Genomic DNA, 16,757 nt, shown 5'->3' with positions numbered 1-16,757 from the left:
ATGGGCGGGATCTCTGGCCTCGTCGGCAACGCCCTCACGGGGCTGCAGGCCGCTCAAAAAGCCCTGCAAGTCACGGGCAACAACATCGCCAACGTCAACACGCCGGGCTACAGCCGCGAGACCCTGCTGCAAACGCCCCAGGCGCCCAGCCAACTCGGCGGGCTTTATTTGGGCAACGGCGTCCTGGCCGAAACCGTCAGTCGCTCTTACGACGCGTTCGTCCAAGGGCAGATCTGGTCTTCGACCGCCAGCGCCAGCGGCGCGCGAACGTTCAATGACTTGCTGCAACCGCTGGTGGGCTTGATCGCGAACGACGTCGCCGGTCTCGGGTCCTCGCTGAACCGGTTTTTCTCGAGCGGCGTCGCGCAGGTCGCGGCTTATCCTGCTGACACGGCTGCACGGCAAACCATGTTGGGGCAGGCGCAAACGCTCGCGCAGACGGTGCAGACCACGGCGAGCCAGCTCTATGAGATGAACGATGCCCTCAATCTGCGGCTGCGCCAGGGGGTCGAGCAGGTCAATGAGCTCACGCGCCAAATCGCACAACTCAATGTGCAGATCAACGACTTGTCGGGTTCCGGCCAGTCGCCGAACACGCTGCTGGACCAGCGCGACCAACTGATCACCGAACTGGCAGGCCAGGTCGGCATCAGCGTCGTGCGCCAAAGGGCGGCGCTGAACATCTACACCTCGAACGGTCAGGTGCTGGTCGCGGGAGAGCGTGCGCTCGCGCTCGAGGCCAAGCCCGGCAGCTTTGATCCGTCCGCGCTGGAGATCGGCTATGTGGGCAACCCAAACAGCCTGTCCTCCAGCCTGCAAGGCGGCGCGCTCGGCGCCTTGATTCAATTCCGCGAACAGTCGCTCCAACCCGCCCAACGCAGCCTCGGGCTGATCGCCACCGGCCTGGCCAGCGCGGTCAATGCCCAACAAGCGCAGGGGCTCGATCTGAACGGCCAGTTTGGTGGACCTCTGTTCGAGGTCGGTCCGGTCCAGGTGCTTGGGGCCAGCGGCAACAGCAGCGGCGTGTCGATCAGCGGTAGCGTCACGGACGCCAGCCGGCTGAGGGCGACGGCCTACGAACTGAGCTACGACGGCGCCGCGTGGAATGCCATCGACCGCAGCACCCAGCAAGCGGTCGCACTGACGGTTTCCAACTTAGGCCCAGTCACGCAGCTCGACTTCGACGGCGTGCGGGTGAGTGTCCAAGGCGCCCAGGCTGGCGACCGCTTCCAGGTCGAGCCGACCGCCGCAGCCGCCTACGGTATGCGCGCATTGCTGACCGACCCCAGGAAAATCGCCGCGGCCGCCCCCTACGTCAGCAGCGCCGGCGCGCTGTCGAGCGGTGCGCTGGTCAACACCAACCTGGGGAACCTGACGCTTTCGGCGGGCGCCGCTACGGCCACGAGCGGCTCCGTGCTCGTCTCCGCAACCGCCCCGCAGGCGTTGCAAATCACGCTGACGAGCGGGGGCACCAGCGGACAAAGCATCGGCTTTACCGTCACCCAGCCCGGCACCACGGCGCCCATCCTCGCTACGGGCAGTCTGACGCTTGGCAGCAGCGGGACGACGATCTCGGTTCCCTACCCCAGCCCCGGTCCGGGCGGGTATTGGACCGTGACGCTTTCGGGCAATACCGCCGTGTCGGGGGACGCCTTTACGCTCTCGCCACCGGGGCCAGGCAACGGCGGAAATGCCCGCGCCATGGCCGCGTTGCAGACGGCCAAGCTTCTCGATGCCGGGCCCACGACGCCCGCCCGCACCTCCCTCGAATCGGCCTATGCCCAGCTGGTGGGCCGAGTGGCCAGTCAAGGCAACCTCGCGCAAAACACGGCCAATGCCGCCGAGGCAGTGGCGCGGCAAAACGAAGCATCGCGCCAAGCGATCGCGGGGGTCAACCTCGACGAGGAGGCTGCCCGGTTGATCCAGTTCCAGCAGGCTTACCAGGCTGCCGCCAAAGCCATCCAGGTGGGCAACACGCTGTTTGCCTCACTGTTGCAGGCCGTTCAGTAACCCCAAACGGTGGACTCGCCATGCGCATCAGTACCCCCCAGTTCTACGGCTCCAGCCTCACCGGCATCCTCAACCAGCAGAACACGCTCAACACCCTGAGCCAGCAGCTCGCCACTGGCAGCCGCATCGTCAACCCCTCGGATGCCCCGGTGGCGGTCGCTCAAAACGCCGCGCTCAACGGCCAGATCGAACGGCTCGGCACCTACACGCAGAACGCCCAATACGCCCAGGGTGCTTTGCAACTCGAAAGCAAGACCCTGCAAAGCGTGGGCACGCTGATCGACCAGGTTCGGCAGTTGGCCGTGCAGATGAACAACGCCACGGTCAATGCGCAGGATCTGCGCAACGCCGCGGCCGCCATGAAAGGCTATGTCGAACAGCTGGCGCAGTACGCGAACACCCAAGATGGCCAAGGCAACTACATCTTCGCGGGCAGCAAGAGCGACGCGATGCCTTTCGTGCTCGAGGCCGACGGGCGTGTGCGCTATCTGGGCGATGGCGGCCAAAACCAATTGGCCTTGGGCCCCAGCTTGAGCGCGGCCATCAGCGACGCAGGCGACGGCATTTTCCTCAGCGCCCGGGCGGCCAACGGACAGTTCACCGTCAGTTCCAACCCGGCCAACAGCGGCAGCGCCACGGCCGGGCCGGGCACGGTGAATGACCGCGCACTGGCCGACCAACTGTTGCTCGTCAATGGCACGCAATATCAGATCAGCTTCAGCGGCTCCGGCAGCGGCACCACCTACACGATCACCAGCGGAACGGGTGGCGTGTTTTCGCCCACCCCGATGGCCAGCGGCAGTTACACCGAGGGCATGAGCCTGGGTTTGCCGCCCGGCGGCAGCCCGGCCATCACCGTCCCCATTCTGGGCACGCCCGCCAACGGCGATCAATTCACCGTGCAAGCGGCGTCGCCCCAGGGACTGTTCGAGACCTTCCAGTCGCTCGCCGCAGCCTTGACGGCGACCGACACATCGCCCGGCACGAATGCGCGTCGCGCCCAAGCGATCAGCAACGCGCTCGCAAGCCTCGACCAAAACCAAACCCGGCTGCTCGACACCCAGGCCACCATCGGCGCCCGATTGCAACAAGTGCAGGCAGTTCAGGCGCAAAACACCAGCCTCACCGTCCGCCTGCAAACGGAACAGTCCGAACTGACCCAAATCAACTACCCCGAAGTCATCACACGCTACCAGCAGAGCCTGACCGCCCTGCAAGCCGCGCAAAAGGCATTCATGCAGTTACAGGGGATGAACCTGTTCCAGTATCTGTAGAGTACGGGTCGTACAAGCAATGAACCCACCAGCCGCCGCCATCGCCGAAACAATGGCAGGGCTGAGGGGCACGCCGGGGACTGGCTCAGCATTGCCTTCGGTAAAACGCCTTGATCTCGAGGATGAACCTTGAACTTGCAGCGCGCTTTTGACGTTGATTCCAAGCTGAACGAGCGGCAACTGCATCGCCGCGTCACCCTGCAAACGCTCAGTGCGCAGCGTATCGAACCGGTAACGGTCCGATTCGACGCCCTGCTCATTGAGGGGCAAGCTCAGCCTCACGCCGATCTGTACTTTTACGTCCCGAGCCGGGGACGCTTGATTCCAGCGCTGGCGTTGCCCCTGGACACTCTCCGAAATCGCCTCGTTTGGCCCGAGGTGTTTGCTGCTTGGCCCGCCCAATTTCTGGCGGAAATTTCCTCGCGCGTGCTGGCTTTATGGCGGCAACAGCCGCGACTGGGACAAGTCATCCCGATCGGCGACTTTGACCGGGTGTTCGGTGGCTCGGTCCAACAAATGCTCGACGGCCGCTCGATTCCGGGACTCGAAAACTATTGGACCTCGGCCCAGGTGTTGAATCGCTATCAATGGGTCCAGGAGCGGGTCCACTCCGGGCGTATTCTGGAGGTCGCAACCGGACCCGGATATGGTGCGGCTTGGCTGCTCGAGCGACGCCCAGGGGTTTCCGATTACCTCGGCGTCGACCTCGACGCCTTAGCGATTGGACTCGCACGACGACTCAATCCGGAGGCACGCGCGCGCTTCCATCTGGGCCCGATCGAGGCGCTCGAGGAGAGCGGCTTCGACTGGGTTTTTTCACTGGAAACGATCGAACACACGCCCGACCCTGAAGCCTTTTTGATGGAACTCAAGCGACGCCTTGCGCCAGGCGGTCGAATGCTAGTGTCTTTGCCCTGCGAACGCTGGCACGGGTTCCATTTGAATCCGCATCATTGGAGCGCGTGGAACTACCGCCGCATTCGGGACTTCCTGCAACCCCATTTCGAGCGGGTTCATTACTGGCGACAGGGACGGCCGCGATTCACCGAAAACGCGCTCGAAGAAACGGGCCGCATCACGCCTTTGAGTCAAATCGATCCCGACTGGGATGAGGACTATCTCATGCTGCTCGAAGGTCCCCGACCAGCGCCTCCGCGCCCCAGGATCGTGGTGCAGCGGCGGTACGCGCGCGGGGATGTCTTGCAAGCCACGCCGATCGTGCGCGCGGTTCGGCAGCGCTTCCCAGACCACACCATAGTCGTCTCGACCGATATCGACGAGGTGTTTGCGGGAAATCCGAACGTGGACCTTCTGATGGCGACGTCCTCGGACTTCCGCCCTCGGCCAGATGACCAGGTCATCAATCTGGACGTCGCCTACGAACGGCGGCCAAAGCAGCACATCCTGAGCGCCTACGCCGAAGAGGCCGGAGTCACACTACCAAACCCCGCGCTGGAACTGCACCTCGACCGCCGCGATTACGCCCAGGTGAACCAGTGGATGGCGGGCGCGGGCCCATCCTGGGGAACAGTGAAACGTATCGTCGCGGTCCATATGGGCGCGACGCCAGATCGCTCCTGGCCACCTTCTCATTGGGCAGAGTTTCTCAGCGCCTTCAGCTCAGACACAGAGGTCGGCATCATCGCCGTTGGTGCGGGCGCTGATTTTCAGCCGCCGGCGGCCGAACGGATCCTCAACCTCGTCAATCGACTGGACTTGCGCGAAACGGCTGCAGCCATTGCGACTGCCGACCTCCTCGTGGGCCCCGACTCCGCATTGCTGCATATCGCCGCTGCAGTCGGGACGCCTGCCGTTGGCCTCTACGGAATGGCCGATCCACGCTTGCGCGTGCCCTTCGGAGCCGACCAGACCGCCTTACGCTCGCCGGTCGACTGCGCCGGTTGTCTGCATGATCTGCCCGCGCCAAACACCAATCCCCGCTGCAAATTCGGTCGATCATTCTGCATGGAGGAAATTGCTCCAGCGGTCGTCGTCGAAGCGGCACGGGCACGACTGGCCCGGTGCGAGCCTCATGCCTGGAGAGTCCGGCTGCACCTCGGCGGTGGACAGGATGTCCACCTCAAAGAGGCGGTCACCTCGGCTATTGGCGGTCAGACGGACACTCAGCCCTCCCCCCTACCAACCCTGCCCTGGCTCCCCGAAGCTCGATGCTTGCCCACCGAACGCTCCTGGGCCGAAGAAACAATCGAGCGCTGGCGCCAGGAGCCGGCGGGCCTGCCCCGCTTTACGATTGCGGTGCTGCCGCATCCCGAGAACGCCTTCGGCGCTGATGCGAGCGCCGCAAGTCTCGCGGATCAATGGCTGCCCGGCGAGTCCCAAGTGCTGGAGCCGCGCGGGGACGCCGCAGCGCTGATCGCGGACGCCAACGCGCAGCTGATCGGCAGTGGGGCCGATTGGGTTGGCGTCATCGATGCCGGGGACCGACTCGCCCCCGATGCGTTCTTCCGCATCGCCCATGCGCTGCGTCAGCATCCCGGGTGGCAAATCGTCTACACGGACGAAGACCAGCTCAGCGCCGAAGGGCAGCATCTGCACCCCCATTGCAAGCCCGACTTCAACCTCGACTATCTGCGCAGTCTCCCGTATGTCGGAGGCCTGCTGCTGATTCGGCGGGATCTGTTCCAGACCTTGGGCGGATTCGACCCACAGGCCGACGGCGCCGAGGACTACGACTGGATGCTCCGCGCTTGGGAACACCTGCAGGCCAGCGGCGCGGGCGAGGCCGCCATCGGCCATGTGCCCGAGGTGCTCTACCACCGTCTGCAGGGGTCGGGGCATACCCGGCGCTCGATCCCTGAAATTCTGGACGCCGGCCAGGCGGCTTTGCAGCGCCACCTCGACCGCGTGGCACCTGGGGCGAAAGCCGAGCCCGGTCCGTTTCCGCCGTCATTTCGCGTGCGCTGGCCCCTGCCCGAGGTGCCGCCGCTCGTCTCGGTCCTCATCCCCACGCGCGATCAGCTCCCGCTGTTGCAGCGCTGCATCGAGTCGGTCATCGAGAAAACCCGCTACCCGGCTTACGAAATCCTGATCATCGACAACGGCAGTGAAACGCCGGAAGCCTGCAGCTATCTCGCGGCGATCGAGGCGAAGGAAGCCGAGCTCGGGGGGCGTCTTCGGGTGGTCCGTCAACCCGGGCCATTCAACTTCTCGGCCATGAACAACGCGGCGGCCCGGCTGGCGCGCGGCGAGTATCTGCTGCTGCTCAACAACGACACCGCCGCGCTGCACGAGGACTGGCTCGATGAAATGATGGGTCATGCCGTGCGAACGGATGTGGGCATCGTCGGCGCGAAGCTGCTGTTTCCCGACGGAAGGATCCAACACGCCGGCGTGATCCTGGGAATGCGCGGTCCCGCCGAGCATCCGTTCATTGGCCACACCCCCGAAGACCGCGGCTACTTTGGCCGCGCGCAGCTCACGCAAGACCTCTCGGCCGTCACTGGCGCCTGCCTGCTCATTCGTCGGTCGCTCTATGAGGCAGTCGGGGGGCTCGATGAGACCGCATTCAAAGTCTCCTACAACGACATCGACCTCTGCCTGAAGGTGCGCACCGCCGGCTACCGGGTCGTGTTCACGGCTTTTGCGCTGTTGCTGCATGAAGGCTCGGCCACGCAAAAGGCGCAGAACTCTGCGCCGCAAACGAACCCGCCCCAGAAGGAAGCCTTGACGCCGCCCGACCCGGCCAAACTCCAGCGCTTCGAAGCCGAGAAAGAGGCGATGTATCGACGCTGGCTGCCGCTGCTCGGCCGAGATCCGGCCTACAACCGGCATTTGACGCTTGCCAGCACCGAATTCCAACTCGAGGATCAGCCTTGCGTGAGCTGGGACCCAGACTGGCGGCCACGGCCCCGGATCCTCGCGCATGCGGCAGACCGGGAAGGCTGTGGTGAGTACCGCATCATCGCGCCGCTGCGCGCCTTGAACCGCGCCGGCATGACGCAGGGTTGGGAGTCGATGCGCCTGTTCGAGCCGGCCGAGATGGCACGGATCGAGCCCGACACGCTCGTCGTGCAACGCCAGCTCGAGTGGCACCAGATCGAATTCCTCGAAAAACACCGACGTCACTCCCGGGCGTTTCGGGTTTTCGAAATCGACGACCTGATCACGAACCTGCCGCAAAAAAGCGTTCACCGCCAGCACATGCACAAGGACATGCCCAAGCGCCTGCGCCGCGCGGTCGGCCTGTGCGATCGCCTGGTGGTGGCAACCGAGCCGCTCGCACGCGCCTATGCTGGGCTGTGTGATGAGGTCCGCGTTCAGCCCAACTATCTCGAACGCGCCCGCTGGGGGGCGCTGCAGCCGCCGCGTCGCGAGCACCCCAAACCCCGGGTGGGCTGGGCCGGCGGCGTGGGCCACCTCGGCGACCTGGAACTGCTGCGGGACGTCGTGCGCGAGACGGCGAATGAGTTCGATTGGGTCTTTTTTGGTATGTGCCCCGAGCCGCTGCGCCCGTACGTCCGAGAATTCCACCCTGGCGTGCCTCTGGACCAATACCCCGCCAAGCTCGCCGCGCTCGACCTCGACATCGCCGTGGCTCCGTTGGAAATCAACCCCTTCAACGAAGCCAAGAGCCATTTGCGACTGCTCGAATACGGCATATTGGGCTATGCCGTCGTCTGCACCGACATCGTCCCCTACCAGGGGGATTTTCCGGTCGTGCGGGTGCCCAACCGTTTCAAGGAATGGACCAAAGCCTTGCGCGAGCTCGCCAACGACCGCAGTGCGCTGCGTGCCGCGGGCGACGCTCTGAAGCAACAGGTTCGCGCTCGTTGGATGCTCGAGGATCACCTCGGGAGTTGGCTGTCGGCCTGGACGCGGTCGGACGTATGATTTACCTCTTCGATGCGCAGCCTCGAGCCCGTTTGAGGCGCATGATCACAAACACTCGCCACCCATGACCGAACCTATGTCCGGCGCCTCCGCGCCCGATGCAGCCGCCGAGGCGTCCAACGGCGCGCGGCATGTGCACATCGGACGCCAGCCGCTGGTCGACCGCAAACAGAAAATCGTCGGCTACGAATTGCTGGCCCGCGAAAGCGCGACATCGACCGCTGCGCCATTGCCGCTTGCCGGCAATGCAGACTCGGTGATGCTCTTCAACGCGCTCTCCGAAGTTGGCAGTGAAAACCTCTTCGGTGACAAGTTCGCCTTCGTCAACGTGCAGCTCTCGGAGCTCGGTGGCGATCACTTCGACCTGGTTCAACCCGAGCGGGTCATTCTCGAGCTTCCGCGAGTCCCGGTCGATGATCCCGAACGAATTGCCCAAGCGGTAGAGCACATCCAGCGCCTGGCCGAGCAAGGCTTTCGGTTTGCGGGTGGCGTCTTTACCGCCACCGCCGCCTACAAAGCTTGGCTGCCGTTCATCCGTTTTCTGAAAATCGACGCGCGCTCCTTGCCGGCCGCAGCACTTCCCGCCTTGATCCGCAAACTCGAGTCGCTCAGCGGCGTCCAACTCGTGGCCGAAAAAGTGGAAACCCATGAGGCGTTTCAGAACTATCTGACGGCCGGGTTTCATCTGTTCCAGGGGTATTACTTCGCGCGGCCACAAACGGTGACCGTCAAGGCCCTGACACCGGCCTACACCACGGTTTTGCGCTTGATCGATCAGGTCAACAAACAGGCCGAAATCGCCGAGCTCGAAGAAACCCTCAAGGGAGACCCCGCGCTGTCGTACAAGCTGCTGCGCTACATCAACTCCTCCGGGTTCGGGCTGATGACCGAGATCACGTCGTTTCGCCACGCGATCTTGATCCTCGGCTACAAAAAGCTCTTCCGCTGGCTCGTCTTGCTGCTCGTCACCACGCCCAGTCACAGCGCGGCTTCGGCGCTCGCACTGAACGCCCTCACCCGCGGCCGAATGATGGAAATCCTCGCGCGGCACTCCATGCCCGATGAATTCGCCGATCACGCCTTCGTGACCGGCGTGTTTTCGATGTTGGACGTGATGTTGGGCACGACGCTCGAGGAGGCACTGGGGCCACTGGCCCTGCCCGAGACCGTGTCGCTCGCGCTCCAGCAAGAAGCGGGGCCGCTCGGCCCCTACCTGCACATCGCTCGTGCCTGCGAGACCGACCTCGACTCCGGACTCGAAGAAACGGCGGCCTTGCTCGGGCTGACTGAGCACCAAGTGGCCATGGCGCATCTGGAAGCGCTCGCCTGGGCGGAAAATCTCGGCATTTAATTCACAAAGCGCGAGCCCCACCGTCATGCGCGAAGTCACCGCCACGCTGTTCAAGGACGAAAACCGCCTCACGACCCAACAAAAGGCGGAAGTGGTCCTCAGACGCCTGCAGCAAAGTCGCGAGCCCATTGCCGTCATCCCCACCGGGCGTGCCGAGGAGTTCACCTCGATGATCCTCGCCCTCGACAGAGGCAAAGGCGAGATCCTCATCGACGAACTCAACCCCGAACATGGAAACGCGTTGGTCTTGCACGGCGACCCGTTTTTTTGTCTGGGCAAATCCGAAGGGGTTTATGTCGGATTCGAGACTCGGGTCATCGACCGGGTCATGTGGGAAGGCTATGGCGCGCTGCGCGTGCACTATCCGAAAAACACCTACTACCTGCAACGACGCAGCTTTTTTCGGGTGTTGGTCAACCCGGGCGACATCAATCGCGTGGAAATCGAACGCCGCGGCGCTCGCAACCTAACCGGCACCTGCCACGACATCAGTGGACGCGGCATGCGTCTGCTCTTGACCTCGCCCACGGACTTTGTCCTCAGCGAAGGCGAATACCTCCCACAGGTGCGTTTTGAACTCGAGGGCGTCGAACTCGCCAGCGAGGCGCGCGTTCGCTTCGTGGGCCCCGTCCGCAACACCCGCATCCGACAGCCGATGCGTCCAGTCGGGATCGAATTCCTGAACATGAGCCCGAATTTTGAGCAACGGGTCATGGCCTACGTGCAGCGACGCGACCGTGAAACCCTCCGCGAGCGCGAACGACGCTACTGACCGGAAATTCGGGACGGAACGTCCAACAACGCCCCAGCCCAAGCGCGCCGCAGCTCAGACTGCCGCTGCGGTGACAAACCGCACCAAATTCCTGCTCCCTCGACCTCGTCGGGCTCGAACACTCTTTGATGAAAGCTGCGCGTGCTCGGGTCAAACATCAGCGGCGCCCACCGGTGACAGCCGATCGAAGCCGAGCCGCCAGGCCGCGGAAGGATGACGAGCACGTAAGGGCCCGGCATCCCTGACTCCTCCGCGTCGATGCCCCCTCGGTAGCGCAGCCCAAACGCCTCTGCGGGTGCGATCAAAAACGCGAGCTCCGGGCTTTCCACCGACTGCAGCCAAAGAAACGGCTCTTGTCCCTCGCAACTCAGAACCAAGTATTGGTGCAGTCCGTCGAAACCCGGCAAGGGCGGCTCGCACCGCCATCCCAACCGGGCCGGTACAGTGAGGCGACCGAAACGGGTGCTCAACTCGTACACGCCAGGCTCGATCGCCGATGCATCCGCCTCAAGCATGCGGTCCCTCCTGTGGCACGTCTGTCGCATCGGCCGCGGGACATCCCTGCGTTTTCAGGAAGGCATCGAGCGCACCGGGACTCTGCGGCGCCAGCGACGCGGCCCGATTGAGGTCTACCACCTCGGTGTAGAGCTCTTCACGAAGAATGCACAGTTCGCGTGGCCCCTCGATGCCCAATCGCACCCGACCACCGCCGACGTGCAGCACCACGATGCGGACCTCCGAACCGATGCGTATCGCTTCGCCTTTGCTGCGGCTGAGGATCAACATCCGGGTTCACGCTTTTCCAAGGGGCCGCCCGGTGGACAAAGATGCGGCCGCCTGACCGTCCCCCCGATACACCGATGCCGAGGAACCACCGGCGGCGCCGCCCAGGGCAGACAACATGGCTTCGGCGTTTTGGAGCAAGGCGCCGACGAGTGCGCCGTTGGCGCGGTTGGTTTCTCCGAGGCGGCGGAGTTCTTCCTTGAGCGGCGGCGTCAGGTCACCGACCGACAGCAGCGCCTCGAGCGCCCGACAGGCAGCGAGCTTTTCCGCCGCCAGGCGTTCGATGGCATCGGCATCCCCTCCGATGAGTGCCGCATGCTCAGCCTCCAACACCGCGCGCAGCCGCGCCAGAACCGACGACGGTTCGCGATTGAGTTCGGGGCTTACGCTCACAGGGGACGAAGATCGTTCGAGCCCGCACCGAGCGGCGTCACGCGACGGGACGAACCGCCGCGAGCACTTCGCGGCTGTCGCGCAGCAAGCCTTGAGCGATGGCTTTCGGATCAGCCGGATACTGTCCCGCCGCCACCAGTGCCCGTAGCTGGCCCAGACGCTCCGCACGGTTCGGGTCATCTGCCGCGACCCCGGCCTGGAGTCGCCGGGCCGCATCGGAGATCGTCACCCGTTCCTGGCCGGGCGAACTCGGCTTCGGTCGCGCTTCCACCGCCGGCGCGCGTCCAGCCTGAGCCGCAGCGACGCTTTGCGCCGAACCGCTGCTGATCATGCTTGCCAATGCGTTTTGGATCGGATTCATCGCGTACTCGAAAAGTTCATCCAGACGGTTTCCAGATCTCGTAGCGGGGTTAACGACACCAACTCGAAAAACTTGAGGGCAAGCCCGGAATCACCGACTGGCCGCGGCCTGCGCCGGCTGGCTGGCCACCGGCGCCGACGCTGCCCCAGCACTCACGCCGGGCCCGGCATCGATTTGCCCCTTGGCCTCTTCGGCATCGGTGGCGACCTGCTCCAAGGCTTGGTTGGCAAGGATGCGCTTGGCGGCTTCCTGCGTCAAGACCACGATGCTCACACGCCGATTCAACGGCGACTTCGGGTCGCTGGGATCGAACGGCGCGGCCGACCCCATCCCAACCACGCGCAGCACCTTTTGCTCTTCGAGGCCAGACTGCACCAGCACCTGGCGTACGGCGTTGGCCCGATCGGCGGAAAGGTTGTAATTGCTGTAGCCCTTGCCTTGGTTCTGATACATCAGGGCGTCGGTATGACCCGTGATGCTGATCTTGTTCGGCAGCCGGTTGAGCGTGGGCGCGATCTCCTGGAAGATCGTGCGCGCATAACCCTCGAGCTGTGCGCCCCCGAGGGCGAACATGGGCCGCTTGTCGTTGTCGACCACTTGAATGCGCAAACCCTCGCGCGTGATGTCGATCATCAACTGCGACTTGAACGCGGCCAGCTGCGGGTTGGCGTCGATCTGGGCTTCGAGTGCAGCCTTGAGCGCCTGGAGGTTGGCCTTGTCGATTTCCGCCTCGCGGATAGCGACCACCGTCGTCGCGTTCGGTTTGACTTCTTTCCCGGGCGTGCTGCCATCGCGCACCTGCCCAGTGGTCCGCGTGAGGTCGGTGCCGCCGGCTTGCAAGACCGACATCGCCGAGCCCGCGCCGGACCCGCCCTCCATCGAGACCTTCATCGGGTTCTGAAAATATTCAGCGATGCCCTGCAACTGCGCCTTGGTGGTCGAACCCAGCAGCCACATCAGCAGGAAGAAGGCCATCATCGCCGTCACGAAGTCGGCATAGGCGATCTTCCAGGCGCCTCCGTGGTGTCCGCCAGCGACCTTTTTGATGCGCTTGACGACGATCGGCTGCGGTTTGTTCGGCTCGGCCATGCGTCACTTCCCTTTGGCGCTGCGCAGATGCGATTCCAGCTCTGCAAAGCTCGGGCGTTCCGTGCTGTAGAGCACTTTTCGGGCGAATTCCACGGCAATTTGGGGCGGGTAGGCGTTCATGGTCGCGAGCAGTGCCACCTTGATGCTTTGGTACATCTTGGTTCCTTCCTCGGCCCGGTCTTCCATGCGGGTGGCAATCGGCGCGATGAATCCGTAGCCGATCAAGATACCCAACATCGTTCCCACGAGCGCCGCGCCGACCAGCTCGCCAAGGACCGCGGGCGGCTGATCCACCGAAGCCATGGTGTGCACCACACCCAACACCGCCGCCACGATACCGAAGGCCGGCATGCTGTCGGCAAGGCGGCTGACCGCATGGATGGGCATCTGGGTCTCATGGTGGTGCGTCTCGATCTCGACGTCCATGAGGTTTTCCATTTCCATCACGCCCAGATTCCCGCCGATCATCAAACGCAGGTAGTCGGTGATGAACTCGATGACATGGTGATCCTTCAGGATGCCGGGGTACTTCTTGAACACTTCGCTGGCGTGCGGGTCCTCGACGTCGGCCTCGATCGACATCAAGCCGTTTTGGCGCATGCGGGTGAACAGGTCGTTGAGCAGCGTGAGCAGTTCCATGTACTGCTGCTTGCTGTAGGTCTCTCTCTTGAACGCCGTCGGCAAGGCCTTGAGCGTGGCCTTGAACGACTTGGGGAAGGTTGCTCCAAAGAAGGCTCCGAGCGCGCCACCCCCAATCATCACCAGCTCGAACGGCTGGAACAGGGAATGCAAATGCCCGCCGGAGGCTGCGAAACCGCCCAGAAAGGCAGCCAAAGTGATGACGTAGCCGATGAACAGAAACATGGAGGGTCGTGCGAGGGCGCGGATAGACGCGATCGCAACAATCGTAACCGATCCACCCCGCCCCCGATAATTTCTTTCCGGACCATAAAGTCGTATCCAAACGTGCCGTTAGCAGGGCATCGGCGATGGTTCTGTCCACGCAAACCTCAAACTGAATCCCAGGAGTACCCCTTGAAATTCCTCGTCGTCGACGACTTTCCGACGATGCGCCGCATCGTCAAAGGGCTGTTGATGCAGACCGGCTACGTCACGGGAACGATCGACGAAGCCGAAGATGGCGTCCAGGCTCTCAAACGCATCCAGCAAGGTGGCATCGAGTTCGTGGTGACCGACTGGAACATGCCCAACATGCAGGGCATCGACCTGCTCAAGGCCATCCGCGCGTCCGAAGACCCCGCCATCCGCTCTTTGCCGGTGTTGATGGTGACCGCGGAGGCCAAGAAGGAAAACATCCTGGCCGCAGCACAGGCGGGCGTCAATGGTTACATCGTCAAACCCTTCCCGGCCGACGTCCTCAAAACCAAGATCGAGGGCATCCTCGAACGCCTGGGCAAAAAGCCTGCCTCCGAGTAATTCGCCATCATGACCAGCCCTGCTAACGACTCCCACACCACGATCGAAGCCTTAGCCAAGCTGCGCGAGGCCGACGCCCTGCTCGCCGAAGGCGTGCACCGCATCATGGGCATCGCCCGGGACATTCCCGGCGCAAGCCACCCGCTCGAGGAAGCCCTGCGGCTGAGCGAACAACAGGCCATGGCCACGCTCGAAGCCGTCGAGGCTGCGCAGGCCGAAGTGCGTGCGATCCGCGCCACCAACGGCGGCTTCATCGATGCGCGCCTCGATCGGCTCGACGAGTGTCTGCAGACCATCCTCACCAGCCAGCAGGGCCAAGATCTGGCCGGCCAACGGCTCAAGAAGACGATCACGCTGCTGCAAGCGGTGGAGCAACGCATCCAGGATGCGCTTCATGAACTTGGCGCCCTGGCTCCAGCCGCGGCCGTCACCGCTGACGAAGACACCTTCACCGGCGAGCGGCTCGACCAGGGTAACGTCGACGACCTGCTCGCCCAGCTCGGCATCTGAAGACCCCAGGAGTAGCCGCGCCATGGACAACGACATCCTGCAAGAATTTCTCGCCGAATCCCGCGAACTGCTGGCCGAGGCGCAACAACAGCTGCTGCGCCTCGAAGCCAACCCCACCGATGCGGCCACGCTGGGCGCGATCTTTCGGGCCTTCCACACACTCAAAGGCGGGGCTGGCTTTCTGGAAGCGCAAAACATGGTCGACTGGTGTCACCACCTCGAAGACCTGCTCGACAAGCTGCGCAGCCACCAGCTCAGCGCCGACAGCGGCATGATCGACGCCATCCTGCGTGCGAGCGATGTGATCGAGCGCATGCTCGACGAAATGGCCAAGGGCGAGAACCCGCAACCGGGGCCGCAGGCGCTGGGCGACTTGATCCAGGCCTATGCCCGAGGCGAACGGCCCGAGCCCGCAGCGACGGGAACCGAACCGTCAACCGAGCCGGCCCAGCCAAGCAAACCCTGGGCAGAGACACGCTTGGACGCATCGGGCTCCTCGGGCGTCTATGTCACCCAGATGGCCGAGCGAGCTGCGCCGAACGCGGGCGCTTCCGCGGCGGAGGCCTCTGGCGAAGAGGACCTCGAAGCGCTGTTCAACCAAACCCTGGACCAGGTATTTGGCAAAGGCCGAGCGCCCGGCGTGGTCGAGCCGCTGCACCCGCCGAGCCCAGGCGCGGCCACACCGGTGAGCGCTGCCGCGCCTGCCCCCGCAGCGCCCGTGACCGCGAGCGAAACCGCCGCGCGCGAAGACACCACGATCCGGGTCGATTCGTCGCGGCTCGATCAAGCGATGAACCAGGTGGGCGAGCTGGTGTTGCTGCGCAACCGGCTCTCGGCGGCCGTCGCGCGGCTGGGGCAGGAAGACGAGTCGCTCGTGCGGCTCGTGCGTGAGACGGACCTTGCGGTCAATGACCTGCAAAACACGGTCATGCGGCTGCGCATGCAGCCCTGCAAGCGCTTGTTCCAGAGCCTGCCGCGGGTCGTACGGGACGCCAGCCGGAGCCTGGGCAAGAAGGTTCGGCTCGAGCTCATCGGCGAGGACGTGGAAATCGACAAGACGGTGATCGACGCGCTTTCCGGGCCGCTCATCCACTTGGTGCGCAATGCGCTCGATCATGGGCTCGAAACGCCTGCCGAGCGGCTCGCGGTCGCCAAGCCCGAAGAAGGCGTGCTCGAAGTCGCCGCGATTCATCTGGGCGACAAGGTGCAGATCCGCATCCGCGACGACGGGCGCGGCATGAACCCACAAAAGATCGCCCAGTCCGCGGTGGCCAAGGGCCTGATCCAGGAGGCCGATGCCGCCCGGCTGAACGAGCGCGAGATGCTCGACCTGATTTTCCTGCCCGGTTTCTCGACCAAGGAGCAGGTCAGCGAACTTTCGGGCCGCGGCGTGGGCATGGACGTGGTGCGCTCTGCCGTCCAAGGCTTGCGCGGGCGGGTCGAAATCCTCACGCGCATCAATCAGGGTACGACCTTGCTTCTGGAACTGCCCTTGACGCTGGCGGTCTTGCCGGTGCTCTATTTCAAGCTGCGCCGCGAAACCTATGCGCTGCCGGTTTCGGTCGTCGACAACCTGATGGAGATCGACCCCAAGCACATCCACAGCATTTCGGGGCGGCTGATGGCCCATGTGGGCGACAACCGCATCGTGCCCTACATCGACCTGGGCGAGCAGCTTCAAGGCCGGCCCTTGCGACTTGGCCGCGACCCCTGCGAAGGCATTCTGACCGAGCAGGGCCTGCTCGTCGTGTCCGAGGCCGTGGGCACCGAAGACTCGGTCGTCAAGCCGCTCGACATTTCCGCGCAATCGAGCTGGTATCAGGGCGCGACGATTTCCGGCAAGGGAGATGTGGTGCTGATCGTCGACATCCAGGCCCTCACGCGCTCGATGCGGCTCACCCAAGCCGCCTGAATTGGAGACTCTGC

General features: G+C 64.1%; 14 protein-coding genes. 8 read left to right on the top strand and 6 right to left on the bottom strand.

What is annotated here, in order from left to right; all coding sequences use genetic code 11:
* From flgK to EDC62_RS05120, 5 genes are all read left to right on the top strand, one after another.
* Positions 1–2,010 (top strand): flagellar hook-associated protein FlgK, encoded by a 2,010-nt coding sequence (gene flgK / locus EDC62_RS05145; RefSeq protein WP_124221265.1) that lies wholly within the window; start codon positions 1–3, stop codon positions 2,008–2,010.
* 20 nt (positions 2,011–2,030) lie between these two features.
* Complete coding sequence (gene flgL, locus EDC62_RS05140) at positions 2,031–3,284, top strand: flagellar hook-associated protein FlgL (RefSeq protein WP_124221263.1); 1,254 nt, start codon at positions 2,031–2,033, stop codon at positions 3,282–3,284.
* Positions 3,285–3,413: 129 nt separating this feature from the next.
* Positions 3,414–8,135: a glycosyltransferase gene (locus EDC62_RS05130; protein ID WP_170159016.1), complete on the top strand. Its 4,722-nt coding sequence runs from the start codon at positions 3,414–3,416 to the stop codon at positions 8,133–8,135.
* A 64-nt stretch (positions 8,136–8,199) separates the two neighbouring features.
* On the top strand, positions 8,200–9,486 hold the full coding sequence (locus tag EDC62_RS05125; RefSeq protein ID WP_124221257.1) for an EAL and HDOD domain-containing protein: 1,287 nt from the start codon (positions 8,200–8,202) through the stop codon (positions 9,484–9,486).
* A gap of 25 nt (positions 9,487–9,511) precedes the next feature.
* Positions 9,512–10,258 carry a flagellar brake protein gene (locus tag EDC62_RS05120; RefSeq protein ID WP_124221255.1) on the top strand — a complete coding sequence of 249 codons (747 nt, stop codon included), beginning with the start codon at positions 9,512–9,514 and terminating at the stop codon, positions 10,256–10,258.
* On the opposite strand, the gene fliW is transcribed toward EDC62_RS05120, so the two are convergent.
* From fliW to motA, 6 genes are all read right to left on the bottom strand, one after another.
* Entirely contained in the window at positions 10,252–10,773 is a 522-nt protein-coding gene (gene fliW / locus EDC62_RS13285; RefSeq protein WP_170159015.1) for a flagellar assembly protein FliW, read from the bottom strand. The genes EDC62_RS05120 and fliW overlap by 7 nt on opposite strands.
* On the bottom strand, positions 10,766–11,044 hold the full coding sequence (locus EDC62_RS13280) for a carbon storage regulator (protein WP_124221250.1): 279 nt from the start codon (positions 11,042–11,044) through the stop codon (positions 10,766–10,768). Before EDC62_RS13280 ends, fliW begins: the two co-directional genes overlap by 8 nt.
* A gap of 6 nt (positions 11,045–11,050) precedes the next feature.
* The gene (locus tag EDC62_RS05105; protein ID WP_124221248.1) at positions 11,051–11,434 is read right to left on the bottom strand and encodes a hypothetical protein; all 384 of its coding nucleotides are present in this window, start codon (positions 11,432–11,434) and stop codon (positions 11,051–11,053) included.
* A gap of 37 nt (positions 11,435–11,471) precedes the next feature.
* Positions 11,472–11,795 (bottom strand): flagellar biosynthesis anti-sigma factor FlgM, encoded by a 324-nt coding sequence (gene flgM / locus EDC62_RS05100; RefSeq protein WP_124221246.1) that lies wholly within the window; start codon positions 11,793–11,795, stop codon positions 11,472–11,474.
* Between the two features lie 90 nt (positions 11,796–11,885).
* Positions 11,886–12,884: a flagellar motor protein MotB gene (motB, locus tag EDC62_RS05095; protein WP_124221244.1), complete on the bottom strand. Its 999-nt coding sequence runs from the start codon at positions 12,882–12,884 to the stop codon at positions 11,886–11,888.
* A 3-nt stretch (positions 12,885–12,887) separates the two neighbouring features.
* Positions 12,888–13,748 carry a flagellar motor stator protein MotA gene (motA, locus tag EDC62_RS05090; protein ID WP_124221242.1) on the bottom strand — a complete coding sequence of 287 codons (861 nt, stop codon included), beginning with the start codon at positions 13,746–13,748 and terminating at the stop codon, positions 12,888–12,890.
* 171 nt (positions 13,749–13,919) lie between these two features.
* Between motA and EDC62_RS05085 the strand changes: the two genes are divergently transcribed.
* The 3 genes from EDC62_RS05085 to EDC62_RS05075 are packed head-to-tail and all read left to right on the top strand — an operon-like array spanning position 13,920 to position 16,743.
* Entirely contained in the window at positions 13,920–14,321 is a 402-nt protein-coding gene (locus EDC62_RS05085) for a response regulator (protein WP_124221240.1), read from the top strand.
* A 9-nt stretch (positions 14,322–14,330) separates the two neighbouring features.
* A complete protein-coding gene (locus tag EDC62_RS05080; protein ID WP_124221238.1) occupies positions 14,331–14,831 on the top strand; it encodes a chemotaxis protein CheZ in 501 nt (166 codons plus the stop codon).
* 22 nt (positions 14,832–14,853) lie between these two features.
* Positions 14,854–16,743, top strand: a complete 1,890-nt coding sequence (locus EDC62_RS05075; RefSeq protein ID WP_124221236.1) for a chemotaxis protein CheA — start codon at positions 14,854–14,856, stop codon at positions 16,741–16,743.
* The last annotated feature ends 14 nt before the right edge of the window (positions 16,744–16,757 follow it).

This window comes from Tibeticola sediminis, assembly GCF_003843835.1.
Taxonomy (GTDB): domain Bacteria; phylum Pseudomonadota; class Gammaproteobacteria; order Burkholderiales; family Burkholderiaceae_C; genus Tibeticola; species Tibeticola sediminis.
Note: the sequence above shows the minus strand (reverse complement) of the source record. Positions and strands in the feature narration are given on the sequence as shown.

What these genes read in the sequence shown, in the direction of transcription:
- flgK (WP_124221265.1), top strand. Translation starts at nt 1, where the DNA reads ATGGGCGGGATCTCTGGCCTCGTCGGCAACGCCCTCACGGGGCTGCAG.
- EDC62_RS05075 (WP_124221236.1), top strand. Translation starts at nt 14,854, where the DNA reads ATGGACAACGACATCCTGCAAGAATTTCTCGCCGAATCCCGCGAACTG.
- flgM (WP_124221246.1), bottom strand. Translation starts at nt 11,795, where the DNA reads ATGAATCCGATCCAAAACGCATTGGCAAGCATGATCAGCAGCGGTTCG.
- motA (WP_124221242.1), bottom strand. Translation starts at nt 13,748, where the DNA reads ATGTTTCTGTTCATCGGCTACGTCATCACTTTGGCTGCCTTTCTGGGC.
- motB (WP_124221244.1), bottom strand. Translation starts at nt 12,884, where the DNA reads ATGGCCGAGCCGAACAAACCGCAGCCGATCGTCGTCAAGCGCATCAAA.
- EDC62_RS13280 (WP_124221250.1), bottom strand. Translation starts at nt 11,044, where the DNA reads ATGTTGATCCTCAGCCGCAGCAAAGGCGAAGCGATACGCATCGGTTCG.
- fliW (WP_170159015.1), bottom strand. Translation starts at nt 10,773, where the DNA reads ATGCTTGAGGCGGATGCATCGGCGATCGAGCCTGGCGTGTACGAGTTG.
- EDC62_RS05080 (WP_124221238.1), top strand. Translation starts at nt 14,331, where the DNA reads ATGACCAGCCCTGCTAACGACTCCCACACCACGATCGAAGCCTTAGCC.
- EDC62_RS05125 (WP_124221257.1), top strand. Translation starts at nt 8,200, where the DNA reads ATGACCGAACCTATGTCCGGCGCCTCCGCGCCCGATGCAGCCGCCGAG.
- EDC62_RS05120 (WP_124221255.1), top strand. Translation starts at nt 9,512, where the DNA reads ATGCGCGAAGTCACCGCCACGCTGTTCAAGGACGAAAACCGCCTCACG.
- flgL (WP_124221263.1), top strand. Translation starts at nt 2,031, where the DNA reads ATGCGCATCAGTACCCCCCAGTTCTACGGCTCCAGCCTCACCGGCATC.